The organism is Stenotrophomonas sp. LC732, assembly GCF_052446685.1.
Classification (GTDB): domain Bacteria; phylum Pseudomonadota; class Gammaproteobacteria; order Xanthomonadales; family Xanthomonadaceae; genus Stenotrophomonas; species Stenotrophomonas muris.
Window position 1 is genome coordinate 407,453 of record NZ_CP199214.1, and the last position, 19,604, is coordinate 427,056.

Consider the following 19,604-nt stretch of genomic DNA (forward strand, 5'->3'; position numbering starts at 1 on the left):
GGCATGGATCAACACCGGCGGCGTTACCATGGCTGCATGACCACTTCGTTCTCCGTCCTCGACCACCTGCACATGGCCAACGCGCTGCGCCTGGCCGAGCGCGCTGCCTATACCACCCGCCCCAACCCGATGGTCGGCTGCGTGATCGCCCATGGCGAACGCGTGGTCGGGCAGGGCTGGCACCAGCGCGCCGGTGGCCCGCATGCGGAAGTGTTCGCCCTGCGCGAGGCCGGCACCGAAGCACGCGGTGCCACCGCCTACGTCACCCTGGAACCCTGCGCCCACTACGGGCGCACGCCACCGTGTGCGCTGGCCTTGATCGAAGCTGGCGTGTCGCGCGTGGTCGCGGCGATGCGTGATCCATTCCCGAAGGTCGATGGCGGTGGGTTCGATCTGCTGCGCAATGCCGGCATCGACGTCGCCGAAGGGCTGATGGCGGCGCAGGCGCGCGAGCTCAACAAGGGCTTCCTGTCGCGCGTGGAGCGCAATCGGCCGTGGTTGCGGGTGAAGCTGGCCGCCAGCCTGGATGGCCGTACCGCGATGGCCGATGGCAGTTCCAAGTGGATCACCGGGCCGGCCGCGCGCGAGGACGTGCAGCACTGGCGCGCGCGCGCCGGTGCGATCCTGACCGGCGGCGACACGGTGCTGGCCGACGACCCGATGCTGACCGTGCGCCTGGCCGATACCGAAGTGATGGCACCACTGCGTGTGGTGCTGGATTCGCGCCTGCGCTCGCTCGAATGCAGCCGCGTGCGCGAGGGCGGGGCACCGACGCTGTACCTGCACGCTGCGGCGGTGAGCGCGCCGGATGCGGCCGATGCCGAATTCGCCAGCGTGCCCAGCGCAGAGGGGCGGTTGGACCTGGGCGCGGTGCTGGCGCTGCTGGCCGAGCGCGGCATCAACGAAGTGCACACCGAAGCCGGCGCGACACTGGCCGGTGCGCTGCTGCGCGGTGGCTGGGTCGATGAGCTTCTGCTCTATCAGGCGCCCACGCTGCTGGGCGACAACGGCCGCCCGCTGCTGGCTGGCCTCGGCATTGATGCCATGGACCAGCAGCGTCGCCTGCGCGTGGTTGACCAGCGCCAGGTCGGCGAGGACAACAGGCTGCTGCTGCGCCCATGAAGGAATGACGCAGGGCAGGGGGCTACGCCCATGGCGTCAGGCCGCTTCGTCGTCTTCTTCGCCAACGGGGCATTGGCCTTTCCATTGCTGCTTCCACAGCACATGCAGGTCGCGGCAGTACGCGCCGAGCGCCTCGCCCGGCAGTTGCCTCGCCTTGAACCGCAACTGGCGACGCGTAAAACCGTCGTCGTACTCATCCGGCAGTACCAGCACGGCACACTGGTCGTGGTACATCAGGAAGTCGCGGCAGTGATCATCCTCACTCATCCACGCATCCAGGTGCCTGTCGCTCAGCTGCGTTGACTCGAAGGCGACCGAGGGTTGGACGACGATGATCTTCGTGGCTTTGAACCTGGACGCCTCGGCCTGCCAGCACACCATCAGCGCCAGCAACATGAGCGCGGTCGACGTCATACGGTGTTTCATGCGGTTGCCCTGGTGGAAGAGGGCAACAGCATTGACCATGCAGGCCGCGCAGGGCCATGCAAGGGTTCTGAAAATGCAGTTGCCCTTGCCGTCGGCAACGCTGGGCAGCGCGTAGGCTCGGCGTTACATCGCACTTACGCGCATTCGTCGGTCCACATCATCTCGGCGATCGGGCGCAGTGCCTTGCATTCCTGCGTCATGTCTTCGGCTGACTTCACCTTCGCCTTGGCCTTCAGTTCCTCGGTCATGGCATCCACGCCACTGATCTGGTCCGGCGCGATCTTCGCCACGCAGGCGCGGTGCTGCTGCAGCAGCAGGTCACAGCCGGGTACGCCGGTCACCTTCGGTGCGCTGGCCGCCTGCGCGTCCTGCATCCAGTCCTCGAACGGTGCCAGCGCGCCGGTCACGGTACCCACCAGATCGTCGAAGTTGCCGCTGTACCAGTAGCCGTTGTCCTTGGCCGGGTACAGGGTGAAGGTGCCGCTGACCGGCACGCGCGCACCGCTCTGCAGCGCCTGGGTGTAGGCGTCGGTGAACTGCCTGCGCGCGGCCGGGCTGGCGTCGGCCGCAAGGCTGGCGGCGAACAGCGGGCGCACCTTGCCGAGGTCGGGCACCTGGCAGCTGAAAGTGATGCGCGCCAGCTTCTGGTCTTCCACGTACTCGTTGTCTTCAATCACGCTCTTGCTGGCGCGGCACTTCGAATCACGCAGGGCCTTGGCATACAGCGCTTCGCTGGCGGCCGCGTCGGCCTTTGCGCCGGTGCTGGCAAGCACGACCTGCCACGGATCGGCCAGCGCCTTGGCCAGCGCACCCGGGTTCGGGGTCACCGCGTCCTGGCCTTCGAACGCCGGCTTCAGTGCATCGTTGAGCGCGCGGGTCGCCACGGCGTCATCTTCCAGCAGCACGCGTGCGTACAGGTCGAAAGCCTGTTCGGGCGTCAGTGTGGCCGGGGCGGCGCCGGCCAGCAGCGGGGCCGCCAGCAGGGCGCTGGCCAGCAGGGTACGCAAGGGAGTCTTCATGACGGTGTTTCCTGTTCCAGAGGCGCGCAAGCGTAGCGCATCTTTGCGCAGGCCCGTTGGTGCCTGTGGCCGCCTGCCGGCGCGCGCGGGCCCAAAAAAAACGGGCCCCTTGCGGGGCCCGTTCGATCGCACGACGAGGAGCGATCGGTAAATCAGAAGCTGGCGCGGACGCCGACCGAGTACTGGGTGACGTCGCGGTAGCCGGCGATCTCGCCCACTACACCCCAGGTCTTGGTGAAGTTGACCTGGCCGCCGACGGTGCCGACCCAGGTGCCCTTGTAGTTGTTGCCGCCATCCATGTAACCGGCCTTGGCCCAGGCTTCGGTCATGCGCGACGGCTTGCCGCGGATACCCATGGTGACGCGGCCCAGGTTGGTGTGGTCCTTGCCGTGGTAACGCACGCCGTCGTAGCGCAGGGTCGATTCGGCGTTCTGGCGCACCCAGGCGGCATCGGCGGTGAAGTCCAGGCGGTCGGTCCACGGCATGTGGTAGCCGATACCCAGCTCCGGCTGGTTCAGTTCCAGCTTCAGCGAGTCTTCGCCGTAGTGGCGGGTCTTGCTGGTGCGCGACCAGCCACCGAACACGTAGACCTGCTCGGCCAGCGCGACCGAGCCGCGCAGGTAGCCACCGTCGACCTTCGGGTCGTCCAGCACGTTGTCGTCAACCTGGACCTGGGTCCAGCCGCCTTCCACGTAGGTGTAGCTCAGGGCGTCGGCCGAAGCCGAGAACGGAGCAGCGGCCAGCAGGGCGGCCACGATCAGGATCTTGCGCATGGGAATTCCTGTGAATTTCAGTCCATTGGCGGGCCTGCCCTCGCGGCTGCCCGTGGCGACCTCATGTCGTCCGCTGCGGATTTTAATGAAAGTTTTACAAAATGCGAGAGACGGCCGTCACAAGCTGGTCTGGCTTGGCCGGGGTCAGAGCCCTTTTCTGCGGAAAGGGATCCGACCCCGGCCATCAGAGTGCGAGCCGGCCTGCATCGGGGTCGGATCCGTTTTCCGTCGGAAAACGGCTCTGACCCCTCGCGATTTCGAGGGACCCGGGGTCAGAGCCCTTTCCTGCGGAAAGGGATCCGACCCCGGTCATCAGAATGCGAGCGGGCCTGCATCGGGGTCGGATCCGTTTTCCGTCGGAAAACGGCTCTGACCCCTCCGCGATTTCGAGGGACCCGGGGTCAGAGCCCTTTCCTGCGGAAAGGGATCCGACCCCGGTCATCAGAGTGCGAGCGGGCCTGGATCGGGGTCAGATCCGTTTTCCGTCGGAAAACGGCTCTGACCCGTAGCGATTTCGAGAGGGCCGGGGCCAGAGCCCTTGCCTGCGGAAAGGGATCCGACCCCGGGCATCCCACCCCGTTCAGCACGGGCTGGTACACTAGCCGCGCCGGTTCGCCGGTACACAAACGTCTTCAGGGCGGGGTGCAATTCCCCACCGGCGGTAGGTGCGCAAGCACGAGCCCGCGAGCGCCCCGGCCCACGGCCGGGGGTCAGCAGATCCGGTCCAATGCCGGAGCCGACGGTCATAGTCCGGATGAAAGAAGACGGTGCCACAGGGCCTTCGCGGCCCTGCGCCCGCCTGTTTGCCTTGCGGCGTTTTTCGCTCACTTTTCGCGGAGAACGTTACTTGTTTACTGGAATCATCGAAGGCGTCGGCCGTCTGGCCGCACGCGAATCCATCGGCGGCGATGTCCGCTTCACCTTCCACGTCGGGAATCTGCCGTTCGACCACGTGCAGATGGGCGAGAGCATCGCCATCAACGGCGTCTGCCTCACCGTCATCGCGTTCGACGCCAGCAGCTTCCAGGCCGATGCCTCCACCGAGACCCTGGGCCTGACCACGCTGGGCCAGTTGGGCGAAGGGGCGGTCATCAACCTGGAGCGCGCCATGCGCCCGACCGACCGCCTGGGCGGCCATCTGGTCAGCGGCCACGTCGACGGCCTCGGCCAGGTGCTGTCCATCCATGACGACGCGCGGGCCCAGCGCTGGCGTTTCGCCGCGCCGGCCTCGCTGCGCCGCTATATCGCCAAGAAGGGCTCGATCTGCGTTGACGGCGTCAGCCTCACCGTCAACGAAGTGGACGACGACGGTTTTGAAGTCGCCCTGATCCCGCACACCGTGGCGAACACCGCCTTCTCCGCCACCGGCGTGGGCAGCGCGGTCAATCTGGAAATCGATCTGGTGGCCCGTTACGTCGAGCGATTGATGGGTGTGCCGAGCAACGGTCAGCACCCACAGGGAGACGCAGCATGAACTTCGCCCCGATTCCGGAAATCCTGGAAGACATCCGCCTGGGCCGCATGGTGGTCATCGTCGATGACGAAGACCGCGAGAACGAAGGCGACCTGATCATGGCCGCCGAGCTGGTCAAGCCGTCGGACATCAACTTCATGGTCACCCACGGCCGCGGCCTGGTGTGCCTGCCGCTGACCCGCAGCCGCGCCGCCGACCTCGGCCTGGCGCCGATGGTGCAGGCCAATACCGCCCAGTTCCAGACCAACTTCACGGTCAGCATCGAGGCCGCCGAGGGCGTCACCACCGGCATTTCGGCGCATGACCGCGCGCATACCATCCGCACCGCGGTAAAGCCCAATGCCAAGCCGTCGGACCTGCACCAGCCGGGCCACATCTTCCCGCTGATCGCCCAGCCGGGCGGCGTGCTGACCCGCGCCGGCCACACCGAAGCCGGCGTCGACCTGGCCATGCTCGCCGGGCTGGAACCGGCCGGCGTGCTGGTGGAAATCCTGAACCCGGATGGCAGCATGGCGCGCCGCCCGGAGCTTGAAGTGTTCGCCCGCGAGCACGGCCTGAAGATGGGCTCCATCGCCGATCTGATCGCCTACCGCCTGGCCACCGAAAAGACCGTCGAGCGCGTGGACGAGCGCGAGATCGACACCGAATTCGGTCCGTTCAAGCTGGTGACCTACCGTGACCGCATCGCCCACGACCTGCACTTCGCGCTGGTTCGTGGCACGCCGGATGCGGACACCCCGACCCTGGTGCGCGTGCAGGTGGAAAACCCGCTGGCCGACCTGCTGCACTGGCGCCGCGACGACTTCGGCGTGGCGGCCACCGATGCCCTGCGCGCGATCGATGCCGAGGGCGCTGGCGTGATGGTGGTGCTGTCGGCCCCGCGCGATGGCGAAGCCCTGCTGGCCCGCCTGCGCCAGCAGCCGGCGCCGGTGGTGCCGGGCAAGGACAAGGATGTGGGCCAGTGGCGCCGCAACGGTGCCGGTGCACAGATCCTGTCCGACCTGGGCCTGGGCAAGCTGCGGGTGCTGGGCACCCCGCGCCGCCAGGTTGGCCTGGCCGGTTACGGCCTGGAAGTGGTGGAGACGGTCACCCTGTAATGGGGGATTGCCGGCCAGCGGCCGGCACTACCGGTGGGTGCCGGCCCCATGCCACCGGTGGGTGCCGACCGTTGGTCGGCACACCCTGCGGGCCCCCGCCAGCCACGGCCGGGGCCCATCCACGCTAGAATTACCCCCTTATCGAGTCCCCAAGCCGCATATGAGCCACTACGAAGGCGATCTTCGCACTCCCGAGTCGGCGCGCTTCGCCATCCTGGCCAGCCGCTGGAACGCCCGCATCACCGACGCGCTGGTCGCAGGCGCGCGCCTGAGCCTGGCCGGCAACGGCATCACCGAAGCCAACATCGACGTGATCCGCGTGCCGGGTGCCTGGGAACTGCCGCTGGTGGCCGCGCGCCTGGCCGCCGCCCATGAACACGCCGCCATCCTCACCCTGGGCTGCGTGATCCGTGGCGACACCCGCCACTACGAACACGTGGCCGACCGCTGCGCCGAAGGCCTGATGCGCGTGCAGCTGGATTTCGGCGTGCCGGTGCTGAACGGCGTGCTGGCGGTGGAACGCGTTGAAGACGCCGAGGCCCGCGCAGGCGGCAGCCACGGCAACAAGGGCGAGGAAGTCGCACTCGCCGCACTGGAAATGGTCAATCTGCTGGAGCAACTGCCATGAACAAGAACACCCAGGGCAAGCCCTCCGGTAAACCCGTCCGCCGCGATGGCGTCGATCCGGTGCTGCGCTCGCGCGCCCGCCGTCGTGCCGTGCAGGCCATCTACGCCTGGCAGATCTCGGGCGGTAACGCACAGTCGCTGATCGCCCAGTTCGCCCACGAGCAGGCCCGTGAAATCGCTGACCTGGCGTACTTCGAGGCGCTGCTGCACGGCGTGCTCGACAACCGTCGTGACATCGACGAAGCGCTCGGCCCGTACCTGGACCGTGGCATCGAGGAAGTGGACGCGATCGAACGCGCGGTGCTGCGCCTGGCCGCCTACGAGCTGCGCTACCGCCTGGACGTGCCATACCGCGTGGTGATCAACGAAGCGATCGAATCGGCCAAGCGCTTCGGTTCCGAACACGGCCACACCTACGTCAACGGCGTGCTGGATCGTGCCGCCGTGGAATGGCGCAAGGTCGAATCGGGTCACTGACCCGATTTCTGTAGAGCCGAGCCATGCTCGGCTCACCGTGCAGCGCACGGTTGCGTTCGGCAATGCGGCGCGTGATCGAACTGCAGCCGAGCATGGCTCGGCTCTACAAAAAAGCAGAACGCCCCATGTCCCTGGCCGAATTCGCCCTCATCGACCGCATCCGCGCCCGCACCCTCGAGCGCGACGACATCCTGCTCGGCATCGGTGACGACGCCGCGCTGCTGCAGCCGCGTGCCAACGAGCAACTGGTGGTCACCGCCGATACGCTCAACAGCGGCGTGCACTTCCCGGTTGAGACGCCTGCCTTCGACATCGGCTGGAAGACCCTGGCGGTCAACCTGTCGGACCTGGCCGCGATGGGCGCGCGCCCGGCGTGGTGCACGCTGGCACTGTCACTGCCGGAAGCGTCTGAAGACTGGATCGAGGCCTTTGCCGATGGCTTCTTCGCCCTGGCCGACCAGCACGACATCGCGCTGATCGGTGGCGACACCACGCGCGGTCCGCTGTCGCTGTCGGTGACCGCGATGGGCCAGGTCGGGCGTGGCCAGGCCCTGCGGCGCGACCGCGCACAGGCAGGCGATGACATCTGGATCAGTGGCACGCTGGGCGATGCCGCCGGCGCGCTGCGCCTGTGGCAACAAGGTGCGTTGAGCATCGCCACCGCCACGCTGCTGGCCGACTACGAAAGCCTGCGCCTGCGCCTGCTGCGGCCGACGCCGCGCGTGACCCTGGGCCTGCGCCTGCGGGCCTTCGCGCACGCGGCGGTGGATGTGTCCGACGGCCTGCTGGCCGACCTCGGTCATATCGCCACGCGTAGCAACGTGGCCGCGCATGTGGATGCCGATTCGCTGCCGATCTCGCACGCGCTGCGTGAGCTGCTCGGCCGCGACACTGCGCGCGACTGCGCACTGCGCGGGGGCGACGACTACGAACTGTGCTTCACCGCCGCCGCCGACCAGCGCGACGCACTGCACTACCTCGCCGAATCGCTGGACGTGCCGCTCACCCGCATCGGTCGGATTGCCGAAGGGCAGGGCGTGAATGTGGATGGCGAAGCCGCCGACGGCGGTTACCAGCACTTCGCGTAGCCGCAGCGGTACCGCCCTGCTGGGTGCCAAGCTTCGGGGTGGGGTCAGATCGATGTTGCTCTGGTAGGTGCCAACCTTGGTTGGCACGGATGTGTCAGCCGCGCGTGCCAACAGCGTGTCGACCAAGGTCGACACCTACCCAGGCGGGAACACCTTGGTGTTGCTCTGGCAGGTGCCAACCCTGGTTGGCACGAATGTGTCAGCCGCCCGTGCCACACCGTGTCGACCAAGGTCGACACCTACCAAAGCGGAGGCGCATCGGTGCGCTCTGGCAGGTGCCAACCTTGGTTGGTACGAATGTGTCAGCCGCCCGTGCCAACAGCGTGTCGACCAAGGTCGACACCTACCCAGGCGGGAATACCTCGGTGTTGCTCTGGTAGGTGCCAACCTTGGTTGGCACGAATGCGTCAGACGCGCCGTGCCAACCAGCGTGTCGACCAAGGTCGACACCTACCCAGGCGGGAATACCTCGGTGTTGCTCTGGTAGGTGCCAACCTTGGTTGGCACGAATGCGTCAGACGCCCGTGCCAACCAGCGTGTCGACCAAGGTCGACACCTACCCAGGCGGGAATACCTCGGTGTTGCTCTGGTAGGTGCCAACCTTGGTTGGCACGGATGTGTCAGCCGCCCGTGCCAACACCGTGTCGACCAAGGTCGACACCTACCCAGGCGGGAATACCTCGGTGTTGCTCTGGTAGGTGCCAACCTTGGTTGGCACGAATGTGTCAGCCGCCCGTGCCAACAGCGTGTCGACCAAGGTCGACACCTACCCAGGCGGGAACACCTCGATGTTGCTCTGGTAGGTGCCAACCTTGGTTGGCACGGATGTGTCAGCCGCCCGTGCCAACACCGTGTCGACCAAGGTCGACACCTACCCAGGCGGGAATACCTCGGTGTTGCTCTGGTAGGTGCCAACCTTGGTTGGCACGAATGTGTCAGCCGCCCGTGCCAACAGCGTGTCGACCAAGGTCGACACCTACCCAGGCGGGAACACCTCGATGTTGCTCTGGCAGGTGCCAACCTTGGTTGGCACGAATGTGTCAGCCGCCCGTGCCAACAGCGTGTCGACCAAGGTCGACACCTACCCAGGCGGGAATACCTCGGTGTTGCTCTGGTAGGTGCCAACCTTGGTTGGCACGGATGTGTCAGCCGCGCGTGCCAACACCGTGTCGACCAAGGTCGACACCCACCAACGGGGGCGGGTTACACGTGCGGAACCGCTGTATCGAAGCGGTTGTTGCCCGGCGTGCCGGGTAGCAGCAGGAACACCAGCACCACCAAGCCCACAATCGGCACCAGCATCAGCAGGTACCACCAGCCGGAACGGTCGGTGTCATGCAGGCGGCGCACGGTCACTGCAATCATCGGCACGATGATCGCCAGCCACACCAACGCGCCCACGCCCGTCGATATCAGTGCCAGCGTGCTTGAACCGGTGTAGCCAGCAATGAAGCCCAGCACATTCGACGGTATCAACACGATCACGACGAACAACTGGAACCACCAGAACTCACCGCGGCTGGCGCGCCCATTGAACTGTGCATAGCGGACAAGCGGAATCATCATCTTGTGCATCCGGGCACTCCCTGAAAAGAAGTGCGCACTATTGGTGCTCCTGTGATGATGAGCCATCGGAATCGTTGCAATTGCGTGCAGCGTGCAACTGAACTGAGCGCTTCCCCGCACTTCTCGTCGTTGGATGCTTACACCGCCCGCAACTGCACATCCACATACTCGGCCAGCCCACGGCAGGCCAGCAGCAGCCCTTCGCGCGCGCCATCGCCCATCTGCTGGTCGATATCCCCGTCCACGCGGACACGTTCGGTGGCGTGCAGCAGTTCCAGCAGGAAACTCAGCCCCGCATTGGCGCGGTCGATGCGCGCCAAGGCCAAACGCTGTCCGGGTGTGCGGTTGCTGCCGGGCCACGGCTGGCCATCGGCGGCATCGCCCTGGCGGATGTACTGCAGGCAGGCCTGCAGGGTGATGGCGCCAGGGCTGTTACCGGTCTGCAGCGCAACGAAGGTGTCTTCCAGCGTGCGGGCCAGGTCATCGGGCAGGCGCGTGGCGGCCTCGCCCAGGGTGGCGAACAGGTGCGGGTAAGGGGAAGCGGTCATGGCGGCGTCCTTGTGCAAGCGGCAAGGGGCCACCCTGCTTAACAGCGAGGGTGGCGGACGGTGCGTGGTTCCAATACCGGTGGCTAACGTCGTCAAACGCCGGCGGGCACGAGGCCCCCACGCACCGCCCGCCATAGGTGCGCGGACAGAATGCCTGCCGACGCCACCCAACAAGGAAAGGGCGACGCCGGCAGGCAAGCGTAAACGACATTAACCGAACGGGATTGGAAGCCCGTGCCACCCGTTGTCGGTGGCGCTACATGATTTGCATGAAGCGCCAGTGCCGCCAATGAGAATTGTTGGAAAGTTCGAAAGCGTTGCAATCGTGCGGCGCACGCCACAGCGTGGCAATCGCGACATTCGTGTAGAGCCGAGCCGACGCTCGGCTCATCACAATCTCATCGAGAAGCAGCCGAGCATGGCTCGGCTCTACAGAAAGTAGAACGCGCTTCTACCTCACCACTTGTACGACATGCTCAGATTGGCCGTCGCTTCGCGGTACCCATGGTCACCCCGCATCACGCCGAAGCCACCCCACGCACTCAGCCCGGAACGGAAGTCCACGCGCGCACCGGCATTCAACTCGTAGCGGTTGCGCGGCACGCTGGCCTTCAGCGCTTCATCATCGAACGCCATGCCGTTGCTGGCGCCATCGCGGTACCAGTTGGCCACCACATACGGGCTGACCGACGCGCCGGCGGCACTGCGGCCTTCGCCCTGCAGGCGCAGGCCCACGCGGCCGGACAGACCGCTGTCGCCCAGGCTGCGCACCACCGTGCCGTTGGCTTCCTCGTGGCGATCGGTGTTGGCGTCGGTGTAGACCAGCTGCAGTTCCGGCTGCAGGCTCAGCGCGGTGCTGCCGATCTGGCCGATGCCGAAGCGGTAGCCGGCTTCCAGCGAGCTCTGCCAGATGTCCGAGTCGTAGCGTTCCTCGGCCAGGCCTTCGCCCTGCACGCGGTTGCGGAACTGGCCGCGCTGCACACTGGCATCCACATACAGTGCATCGTTGCTCCAGTTGCCGTACACGCCCAGCGCGCCGCCGTTGACCTTGCCGCGTGCGCTGTAGCCGGTCAGCTGCGAACGCGAGGTGGCATCGGACCTGGCCAGCGTGCCCATCAGGCCAACGCGGCCCTGGCCGTTGTCGAACACGCCGATGTCCGCACCCAGCTGCAGGCGCGAGCGGTCCACGCGCAGGTCCAGCTGGTCTTCCACCGCCGACAGCTTGCTCTGTGTAGCGTCCACGCGGGCCCAGCCACGCACGCCATCAATGGCGGAGGTGTTGCCGCCCTGGCGGTCGCGCCAGCCATGGCGCAGCAGCTGGTCCATCGCGAATTGGTTGGCCAGGTACGCGCCGGCTTCCGGGCGCAACACCGGCGTGGGGTCGATCGGATCGACCGGATCGACCGGATCCACCGGGTCCACCGGGTCCACCGGATCGACCGGCTTACACTCCGGCAGCGTCGGGTCGATCACACACGGATCCGGCGCCCCGGCAAGTTCCGAGCGCAGGTACCAGCCGCCGTTGGTCGCGTCCTTGAACAGGAAGTACTCGTACTGCCCACCCACCGCGCGGCCCTGCAGGTCGAACTGCGCATTGGACGCACCGCCCACACGGATCAGCTCGATGCCCTTGTCGGTCTTGGCGCCTGCGCCGCCGGCATTGAGCACGCGCACGTTGGCCTGGCCGTTGGCGTCGCCCTTGATGATCAGCTTGTCGGTGGCCGAACTGTCGTCGCCCAGCTGGGTGTTGAACAGCAGGGTGCCACCGGCCCCGTCGAAGGTATCCACGGTGAGCGTGTTGAACGTACTGCCATTGCCCAGCGCCACCGTACCGGTGCTACCCAGCGCGAGATGACCGACAGTGCTGTCGCCGGACATCAGCCAGGTGCTGTCGCCGTCGATGCTGGCCGAGGTGACGCTGAGGAAGCGGCCGTCGATCTGTGCCTTGTTACGCAGGGTTACGTTGATCGTGCCGTTGGTAACCGTTGCCGTATCGAGCCTGACATCACCGATCAGCCGCGCGTCGTCCACTGTAAAGCTGACACGACTGTCGGCGGCGACAGGGTTGCCGGTCCACGAACTCATCAGCAGCAGATTCCCGTCGCCTGCGACAAGTTTTGACCCGTTCGCGACGGTGATCTGGTACTCGGCATCCCGCGCGCGCGGTGCGACGCGGATTGCAGCGCCGCGACGGGACTGGAGCACGGAGTGGTCAACACGAAGTTCGATCGGGGGCTGGCCGGCCGCTGAGGGCGCCAGCAGTGCGGCCATGTTGTCGGCGTCGATGCGGGAGCCTTCCAGATGGATCGTGCCCCCCATCAGACGTACGCCCAAGCCGCTGTTGATGTCACTCGTACCGGGCGCATCCTGGGCACGGATGGTGCTGTTGCGCACCGTTGCGAACGCGTTCTGTGGGAAGGAAGCCCCGGCAGGAGCGAGGTCGATGCCCACGCTGGCAATGCCGGGATGCACGCCCGCTCCCGCCGCCACGGAGATCTGGCTGTCTTCGATCAAGGCGGTGCTGTTGTCGACAAGATGGATGCTACCGTTGAATTGCGTCGATCGAGCCGCCAGGGCCGAGGCGCCGGAGAGGCGCACAGCGGGGCCCGCCGTCGTCGCATCCACACTAGTGTTGGACAGCACCACGGTCGAGTCCTCAGCGGTCAGATTGCGGGTTGCGCCGTCATTCACGGTCAGCAGCGAGCCGTTCTTCAACGTCCACGCTTCGACCGGATCGCCAGCACCGACCTCCGCAGTCTGGCCGTCGAGATCGCCGGCAAGTGCGATGCCGGCGGGAAGGGACGCCAGCGCCAGCACCAGGCTGCGGAACAGCGGGCGCGGCGTCAGAGGATGGGATGCGGTGGCGGTGCGCTTCATGGGGGAATCCTTGTGTCGGAGAAGGGGGAGAGACGCGACACGACGCAACCGCATTCAGACGAAGTGCCGTATATCCTTCATCTCTGTGAGGATGGTGTGAAGAGTGGGCAATTGCGAAGTCAAGTGTCTCTACTGGCGCCAGTCTCTGTGCGCAGCCCGGCCGAACCCATGCAAAAAGTTGTAAAGCCCACTGAACACCGGTAGCGCCTTCAGCTTTCAGCCAGCACTGCGACACCCTGTCGCAGGTGGGTTGCAAGTGATTCGATGGAGGCAGTGAAAGGAGATGACGAGCATGGCGCCTCCTTTCAGGAGCAACCCCATGCATACACCCACCCCACGCCACCATGCGCTGCCAGCTGCCCTAGCCATTGCACTGCTTGCCAGCATTCCCGCCTCGGCCCAGCAGATCGTGGCGGACGGCGACGACCAGATGCCCGCCGAAGGCGATTACCACACCACTGAGCCGGTGCTGCCGGGCGACCCGTCGGGACATGCCTTCTACGCAATCAACGGCGGCCGCATTCTTCCGACAGGGCCGGTCAATCTCTCTACCGAAGGACGCGGAGCGCACGCTGCGCACGCCGAAGGTACCGGCAGCCTGATCTCGTTGCAGGGCGCATCGGTGAGCACCACTGGCATCTCTGCAGCAGGCGCGTCAGTTGCCGCAGGCGCCCGACTGGAGGCCGCCGATGTAGTGATCGAGACACGCGGCAACGGCGCTCACGGGGTACAGGTGCAGGGCGCGGATGCCGTGCTGAGAAACGTGCAGGTCCGCAGCACCGGCGGCGATGCGCTTCGGTTGATGGGAGGCACGCTGCAGGTTCAGGGCGCTCAGTTGCAGGTGAACCGCTACGGTACTTACGGTCTGTATGCGAATGCGGGCACAGCAACGCTGGATGGGGTCCACATCGACATGGCGGGTGACGCGGGCAATGGTGTCCTGGCGACCGGCACGGCCGAGGTCGTCCTGCAGGACGCGAGCATTGGACGCGTGGGCTATTCGGGTGTGGCCGCAACGGCGCATCGCGGCACGCGCCTGGTGATGAAGGGTGTGGACATTGACATGCGCGGTGACGCCGCCGTCGGTCTGGCGATGGGAGGCAGCGTAAACGTTTCCGACAGCCGCATCAGCGTGCAGGGCGCCCATGGTCGCGCCGTCGATCAGTCAGGTGGTGCGCTGGACGTGCAGAGCAGCGAGCTGTCCGGCAATACGGGACTGAGGCTGATGGACAATGGCAGCGCGAACCTGCGTGACAGCAGTGTCCGCAGCGAGCTGGTCGCATTGGATATCAATGGCCGAGGCAACGTCGTGACAGTGGAACGCAGCTCGCTTGCAACGTCTGCAGGTACTGCCATCTGGATGCCGAACGATTCCACGCTGGTGCTGAGTGAGTCTTCAGTGGTGGCCCAGGGAGACGGTGGGCTCGGCCTTGATGCACGAGGCGGCAGCGCGCAGCTTTTCAGTACCAACCTGCGCACAGGGGGGCGTTCTGCCCATGGTCTGTATGCGCAGGGCGGCGCCGGGCGGCCGCCCGGGATCGAGGCGGTCGATTCCCAGGTGCTGACCGAGGGTGATGGGTCTGCTGCGGCGATTGCACGCACCGGCGGGACCGTCACGCTGGTCGACAGCCGCTTGCAGACCCTTGGCCGATCCTCGCACGGTGTCATTGCCGGTGGTGCTGGGCATATCGCTTTGAACAACACCCATGTGCGCACCGAAGGCGAGGGCGCGTGGGCGGCGGTGATCAATGACAACGGGCGGATGCGCATCGACGGCGGCTCGCTGGTGAGCGTCCAGCATGGTGGTGTGTGGGTGCGCAGCAGCCGCGACCCCGGCCTGACCCTGTCCAACGGTGCGGTGGTATCGGGCGGCAATGGCATCGCCTTGGCACTGGATGCCGCAGTGGCCGGGCGCTTCGATGTGGTGCTGGAGGGCCGCTCGCGGATGGACGGTGACATCGCCATCACCCCGGAGGACGAGGACGCTGGGCTGCCGCCACAGTCGGACGTGCATGTACGGCTGGCCGATGGTTCGCTCTGGCAGGGTTCGTCGGATCTGGTGCAGACGATGGCGATCGAGAACGGCAGCCAGTGGACGCTGACCGGTGATGCCACGGTGGGCGAGTTGCAGGTACTCAACAGTGGCGTGGCCTTGTCCGACGGCAGCGGCCGTTTCAATACGCTCACCGTGGACGGCGACCTGCACAGCGCAGGGGCGACGTTCCTGTTCCAGGGCACGCTGGCCGGCGATGACAGCGCGATGGACCGCCTGCACGTGCGCGGCGACAGCTCCGGCGACGCGCTGATCGCGGTGAAGAACATCGGTGGCGTAGGCGCACCTACCGTGGATGGCATCGCGCTGATCGAGATCGACGGTGCATCGCTGGCGAGTTACACGCTGAGCGGCCGCGCGGTGGGCGGATCGTACGAGTACTTCCTGTTCCAGGGCGGCCTGGCCGATCCTTCCGATGGCAACTGGTATCTGCGTTCGCAGTGGTTCGATATCTGCCAGGACAACCCGGCCGCACCGGGGTGCGTGGTCGATCCGGGCCCGGATCCGGATCCAACCGATCCGACTGATCCGACTGATCCGACTGATCCGACTGATCCGACTGATCCGACTGATCCGGGCGATCCGATCCTGCCGCCACCGGTGCTGCGCCCGGAAGCGGGGGCTTACCTGGCCAACCAGTCGGCGGCGATCAACCTGTTCGCGCACCGCATGCACGAGCGCAATGGCGCACGTTCGATGGACGGCGAGCGCCAGGCCTGGGCACGCGTGGGTCGGCAGCAGGCGGATTTCAGCGCGGTCGGCGGCCAGCTGTCGATTGATGGCAACACCTCGATGTTGCAGATCGGCACTGACCTGCTGCAGCGTGGCAACGCGGTTGCCGGTGTGATGCTGGGAAGCGGCCGCGCCGACAGCAGCGTAGTGTCCGATCTGACCGGTTACAGCGCCAAGGGCCGGGTACGTGGCAGCGCCGTGGGTGGGTACGGCACCTGGATGCAGGAAGCGGACGGCACGCGGGGCGCGTATGTGGATGCAGCCCTGCAGTACGGCCGCTTCGATAACCGCGTGCAGGGCATCGGCCTGGCGCCGGAGCACTACGACTCGCGCATGGCCACTGCGTCACTGGAGTCCGGCTACACATTCAATGTGTGGCAGGACACCGCCAGCGCACTGTATGTGCAGCCACAACTGCAGCTGAGCCATGTCGATTTCCGCGCCGATCGCCACGTGGAGAGCAACGGTACGGTGGTCGACCATGCCGACGCCGGTGGCCTTAGCGGGCGCCTGGGCGTGCGTGTGTTCGGCCATGGCACGGCCGCCGGCAACACCGTGCAGCCGTACCTGGGCGTGAACTGGCTGCGTGGCAGCGGCACCAGCACGTTGCAGTTCAACGGCGGCACGCTGGGTGCGGACGTGCCGCGCAACCGCTATGAAGTGCAGGCCGGTGCCGAGCTGAGGCTGGGCCAGCGTTGGGGTGCGTGGGGTGGCATGAGCGTGCAGCGCGGCGATCATGGCTACCGCAACGTAGGCGGCCAGCTGGGCCTGCGCATGGCCTGGTAAGCGCGCCTGCGGCGGGGTCGGAGCCCATTGGCAAGGCAATGGGCTCTGACCCCCAGTTGCTGCTGTGGAGCCGAGCCTATGCTCGGCTCACTGCGATCTGGACGAAGGGCAGCCGAGCATGGCTCGGCTCTACAACCGCGCCGATCCGGGACTGGACCTGAACGTTGTCCACGTCTGTCGCGATTGTCCATTGAATGACTGCGCAAACGGTGGCGATGCTGCCGCCCTGTCTTCTGCCGGTTGCCCGCGTGTCCTCTCCCGAACGTTCCCACAACGCCGCCATCGATGGCCTGCGTGCACTGGCGGTGCTGGCCGTCGTCCTTTTCCACACCAACGCGACGTGGCTGCCCGGCGGCTTCACCGGTGTGGACCTGTTCTTCGTGGTATCCGGCTTCGTGATCAGCCAGTCGCTGGCCTCGCGCGCCCAAGCATCGCTGGGTGCGATGCTGCTCGATTTCTACCGGCGTCGCGTGCTGCGCCTGTTGCCGGCGCTGCTGGTGATGCTGATGGCGACCTTCGTGCTGTCGGCGTTGTTCATTCCCCGCGCGTGGCGCAATGAGCAGTTCGACCAGACCGGCTGGGCCGCGCTGGTCGGCTTGAGCAACATCGTGCTGGCCGGCCAGCAGGACGATTACTTCTCGCCCGGCGCTGAACTCAATCCGTTCCTGCATACCTGGACGCTGGGTGTGGAAGAGCAGTTCTACCTGGTCTTCCCGCTGTTGTTCTTCGTGTGGCTGCGCGGGCGTGAGCGCTGGCCGGGGGCGCGTTGGCTGTTGCCGGCGCTCACCATGCTGTCGCTGGCGTGGGCGGGCTGGCAGGCGCGATCGGCGCCGGCGTCGGCGTTCTATCTGCTGCCGGCGCGGTTCTGGGAGCTGGCCGCAGGTGCGCTGCTCTACCAGTGGATGCATAAACGTACGCCACGCCAGGGCAGCGACGCGGCTGCCGTGACGGGCCTGGCGCTGCTGGCCGCGGGTGTGCTGATCGCCCCGCAGTTGGCGATGCCGGTGCCGGGCGTGCTGGCGACCGTGGCCGGTACCCTGCTGCTGTTGGCGGGCGTGTCGACAGCGGGGACATCGCGCATCGCCCGTGCGCTGGGCTGCGCACCGCTGGCCTACCTGGGTCGGCTGTCCTATTCGCTGTACCTGTGGCATTGGCCGCTGCTGGTACTGCTGCGCTGGACGTATGGCCTGCATGGCGTCGCGCTGTGGCTGTATCCGGTGCTGCTGCTGGCGGTGTCGGCCGCGTCCTACCACTTCATCGAGCGCCCGCTGCGCAGTGCGGCGCCGCTGCTGCGGCTGGCACCGGCCAAGGTGCTGGCGATGGCGTTTCCGCTGGTGGCGCTGTGCGGTGCCGGCGCCTGGGCCACGGTGGAGTACCACGAGCAGGTCTCGCTCAGCGTCACCCGCAACGGCTACGCATGGCAGGCGCGTCGCTACCCGGCGTGGCGCCCGCTGGAACCGGTGAGTGCGCCGGCGCTTGAAGGGCGGCGCCTGTTCGTGGCCGGCGACTCGCATGCGGCGGCGTATCGCACCGTGACCAGCATGGTCGCGCGGCAGACCGGCATGGAGGTGCGCCAGCAGGATCGCGGCGGCTGCAGCTTCGTCAACCTGCTGCGGGCCAGCCCGGCCGACTGCCAGGACTTCATTGAAGACACGCTGTCGACCATCGAGCGCGAGGCGCGCCCGGGTGACATCGTGCTGCTGGCGGCCTTGCGCATGCCGGAACTGCGTGGGTTCGACTGGCAGCGGCAGGATGCACAGCAGATCTATCAACAGCTGCTGGCCGAGCGCACGCCCGCGCATGCACAGGCTGCACGCGACGAAGCCGAACGCGTGCTGGGGCGTTTGCAGAAGCTGGGCGTACAGGTGGTGATCGACGCACCGCTGCCGCTGTTCAAGGCCGGTGCGTACCGCTGTTCAGACTGGTTCAACCGCCGCAATCCGGCGTGTGCCGGCGGTCTGAGCATGCCGCGTGCGGATCTGGAAATGCTGCGGGCGCCGCAGATGGCACTGCTGGATGACCTGGCGGCACGTTACCCGTCAATGACCGTGTGGGATCCGCTGCCGCTGCTGTGCGGGCCGCAGGCCTGTTCGGCGGTGGAAGACGGCGAACCATTGTTCTTCGACAATGATCACCTGAGCGGGCATGGCAACCGCGTGCTGCTGCCCAGTTTCCGGCAGACCCTGATCGATATCGCAGCCGACAAGACGGTCTAGAGCCGAGCCCACGCTCGGCTTGCGCGCACAGCGCGGGCGTCATCGCGATCTGGTCGAAGAGCAGCCGAGCATGGCTCGACTCTACAGGAGCGCGAAGGTGAACGACACGTTGTTGTAGAGCCGAGCCCACGCTCGGCTTGCGCGCACAGCGCGGGCGTCATCGCGATCTGGTCGAAGAGCAGCCGAGCATGGCTCGGCTCTACAGGAGCGCGAAGGTGAACGACACGTTTGTAGAGCCGAGCCCACGCTCGGCTTGCGCGCACAGCGCGGGCGTCATCGCGATCTGGTCGAAGAGCAGCCGAGCATGGCTCGGCTCTACAGGAGCGCGAAGGTGAACGACACGTTGTTGTAGAGCCGAGCCCACGCTCGGCTTGCGCGCACAGCGCGGGCGTCATCGCGATCTGGTCGAAGAGCAGCCGAGCATGGCTCGGCTCTACAGGAGCGCGAAGGTGAACGACACGTTGTTGTAGAGCCGAGCCCACGCTCGGCTTGCGCGCACAGCGCGGGCGTCATCGCGATCTGGTCGAAGAGCAGCCGAGCATGGCTCGGCTCTACAGGAGCGCGAAGGTGAACGACACGTCGTTGTAGAGCCGAGCCCACGCTCGGCTTGCGCACACAGCGCGGGCGTCATCGCGATCTGGTCGAAGAGCAGCCGAGCATGGCTCGGCTCTACAGGAGCGCGAAGGTGAACGACACGTCGTTGTAGAGCCGAGCCCACGCTCG

14 protein-coding genes and 1 riboswitch are annotated in these 19,604 nt (G+C 66.6%); of the genes, 8 read left to right on the forward strand and 6 right to left on the reverse strand.

From position 1 onward, the window contains the following. Positions 1-36: 36 nt before the first annotated feature. The gene (ribD, locus tag ACT6SE_RS01915) at positions 37-1,122 is read left to right on the forward strand and encodes a bifunctional diaminohydroxyphosphoribosylaminopyrimidine deaminase/5-amino-6-(5-phosphoribosylamino)uracil reductase RibD (RefSeq protein WP_046428779.1); all 1,086 of its coding nucleotides are present in this window, start codon (positions 37-39) and stop codon (positions 1,120-1,122) included. Between the two features lie 36 nt (positions 1,123-1,158). Here the strand turns inward: ribD and ACT6SE_RS01920 are convergent, their stop codons facing one another. From ACT6SE_RS01920 to ACT6SE_RS01930, 3 genes are all read right to left on the reverse strand, one after another. Then, a complete protein-coding gene (locus tag ACT6SE_RS01920; RefSeq protein ID WP_014645918.1) occupies positions 1,159-1,536 on the reverse strand; it encodes a hypothetical protein in 378 nt (125 codons plus the stop codon). Between the two features lie 146 nt (positions 1,537-1,682). Then, entirely contained in the window at positions 1,683-2,567 is an 885-nt protein-coding gene (locus ACT6SE_RS01925; RefSeq protein ID WP_014645919.1) for a hypothetical protein, read from the reverse strand. A 152-nt stretch (positions 2,568-2,719) separates the two neighbouring features. Next, positions 2,720-3,340 (reverse strand): hypothetical protein, encoded by a 621-nt coding sequence (locus ACT6SE_RS01930; protein ID WP_014645920.1) that lies wholly within the window; start codon positions 3,338-3,340, stop codon positions 2,720-2,722. A 624-nt stretch (positions 3,341-3,964) separates the two neighbouring features. Further along, positions 3,965-4,110: riboswitch (FMN riboswitch) on the forward strand. Positions 4,111-4,187: 77 nt separating this feature from the next. On the opposite strand from ACT6SE_RS01930, the gene ACT6SE_RS01935 reads away from it, so the two are divergent. The 5 genes from ACT6SE_RS01935 (at position 4,188) to thiL (ending at position 8,103) form a co-directional block, all read left to right on the forward strand. Further along, positions 4,188-4,814, forward strand: a complete 627-nt coding sequence (locus ACT6SE_RS01935) for a riboflavin synthase (RefSeq protein ID WP_014645921.1) — start codon at positions 4,188-4,190, stop codon at positions 4,812-4,814. Further along, positions 4,811-5,911 carry a 3,4-dihydroxy-2-butanone-4-phosphate synthase gene (gene ribB, locus ACT6SE_RS01940; protein ID WP_014645922.1) on the forward strand — a complete coding sequence of 367 codons (1,101 nt, stop codon included), beginning with the start codon at positions 4,811-4,813 and terminating at the stop codon, positions 5,909-5,911. The genes ACT6SE_RS01935 and ribB overlap by 4 nt, the downstream gene beginning before the upstream one ends. Before the next feature lie 160 nt (positions 5,912-6,071). Then, the gene (gene ribH, locus ACT6SE_RS01945) at positions 6,072-6,539 is read left to right on the forward strand and encodes a 6,7-dimethyl-8-ribityllumazine synthase (RefSeq protein ID WP_005415267.1); all 468 of its coding nucleotides are present in this window, start codon (positions 6,072-6,074) and stop codon (positions 6,537-6,539) included. Continuing rightward, on the forward strand, positions 6,536-7,015 hold the full coding sequence (gene nusB, locus ACT6SE_RS01950) for a transcription antitermination factor NusB (protein ID WP_005408062.1): 480 nt from the start codon (positions 6,536-6,538) through the stop codon (positions 7,013-7,015). The genes ribH and nusB overlap by 4 nt, the downstream gene beginning before the upstream one ends. Positions 7,016-7,140: 125 nt before the next feature. Further along, entirely contained in the window at positions 7,141-8,103 is a 963-nt protein-coding gene (thiL, locus tag ACT6SE_RS01955; protein WP_046428783.1) for a thiamine-phosphate kinase, read from the forward strand. A gap of 1,203 nt (positions 8,104-9,306) precedes the next feature. Here the strand turns inward: thiL and ACT6SE_RS01960 are convergent. The 3 genes from ACT6SE_RS01960 to ACT6SE_RS01970 form a co-directional block, all read right to left on the reverse strand. Further along, positions 9,307-9,678 carry a DUF805 domain-containing protein gene (locus ACT6SE_RS01960; protein ID WP_014645924.1) on the reverse strand — a complete coding sequence of 124 codons (372 nt, stop codon included), beginning with the start codon at positions 9,676-9,678 and terminating at the stop codon, positions 9,307-9,309. A 128-nt stretch (positions 9,679-9,806) separates the two neighbouring features. Next, positions 9,807-10,217 carry a hypothetical protein gene (locus ACT6SE_RS01965; RefSeq protein ID WP_046428790.1) on the reverse strand — a complete coding sequence of 137 codons (411 nt, stop codon included), beginning with the start codon at positions 10,215-10,217 and terminating at the stop codon, positions 9,807-9,809. Positions 10,218-10,673: 456 nt separating this feature from the next. Further along, positions 10,674-13,094, reverse strand: a complete 2,421-nt coding sequence (locus tag ACT6SE_RS01970) for an autotransporter family protein (RefSeq protein ID WP_046428792.1) — start codon at positions 13,092-13,094, stop codon at positions 10,674-10,676. A gap of 319 nt (positions 13,095-13,413) precedes the next feature. Here ACT6SE_RS01970 and ACT6SE_RS01975 point away from each other — a divergent pair, with 319 nt between their 5' ends. Further along, entirely contained in the window at positions 13,414-16,665 is a 3,252-nt protein-coding gene (locus tag ACT6SE_RS01975; RefSeq protein ID WP_251467642.1) for an autotransporter outer membrane beta-barrel domain-containing protein, read from the forward strand. Positions 16,666-16,859: 194 nt separating this feature from the next. After that, positions 16,860-18,881, forward strand: coding sequence for an acyltransferase family protein (locus ACT6SE_RS01980; protein ID WP_046428798.1), 2,022 nt, complete (start codon positions 16,860-16,862; stop codon positions 18,879-18,881). The last annotated feature ends 723 nt before the right edge of the window (positions 18,882-19,604 follow it).

Excerpts from the sequence above, each read along its gene's own strand:
- ribD (WP_046428779.1), top strand. The coding sequence starts at position 37 with ATGACCACTTCGTTCTCCGTCCTCGACCACCTGCACATGGCCAACGCG.
- ACT6SE_RS01920 (WP_014645918.1), bottom strand. The coding sequence starts at position 1,536 with ATGACGTCGACCGCGCTCATGTTGCTGGCGCTGATGGTGTGCTGGCAG.
- ACT6SE_RS01925 (WP_014645919.1), bottom strand. The coding sequence starts at position 2,567 with ATGAAGACTCCCTTGCGTACCCTGCTGGCCAGCGCCCTGCTGGCGGCC.
- ACT6SE_RS01930 (WP_014645920.1), bottom strand. The coding sequence starts at position 3,340 with ATGCGCAAGATCCTGATCGTGGCCGCCCTGCTGGCCGCTGCTCCGTTC.
- ribB (WP_014645922.1), top strand. The coding sequence starts at position 4,811 with ATGAACTTCGCCCCGATTCCGGAAATCCTGGAAGACATCCGCCTGGGC.
- ribH (WP_005415267.1), top strand. The coding sequence starts at position 6,072 with ATGAGCCACTACGAAGGCGATCTTCGCACTCCCGAGTCGGCGCGCTTC.
- nusB (WP_005408062.1), top strand. The coding sequence starts at position 6,536 with ATGAACAAGAACACCCAGGGCAAGCCCTCCGGTAAACCCGTCCGCCGC.
- thiL (WP_046428783.1), top strand. The coding sequence starts at position 7,141 with ATGTCCCTGGCCGAATTCGCCCTCATCGACCGCATCCGCGCCCGCACC.
- ACT6SE_RS01960 (WP_014645924.1), bottom strand. The coding sequence starts at position 9,678 with ATGCACAAGATGATGATTCCGCTTGTCCGCTATGCACAGTTCAATGGG.
- ACT6SE_RS01965 (WP_046428790.1), bottom strand. The coding sequence starts at position 10,217 with ATGACCGCTTCCCCTTACCCGCACCTGTTCGCCACCCTGGGCGAGGCC.
- ACT6SE_RS01970 (WP_046428792.1), bottom strand. The coding sequence starts at position 13,094 with ATGAAGCGCACCGCCACCGCATCCCATCCTCTGACGCCGCGCCCGCTG.
- ACT6SE_RS01975 (WP_251467642.1), top strand. The coding sequence starts at position 13,414 with ATGCATACACCCACCCCACGCCACCATGCGCTGCCAGCTGCCCTAGCC.
- ACT6SE_RS01980 (WP_046428798.1), top strand. The coding sequence starts at position 16,860 with ATGACTGCGCAAACGGTGGCGATGCTGCCGCCCTGTCTTCTGCCGGTT.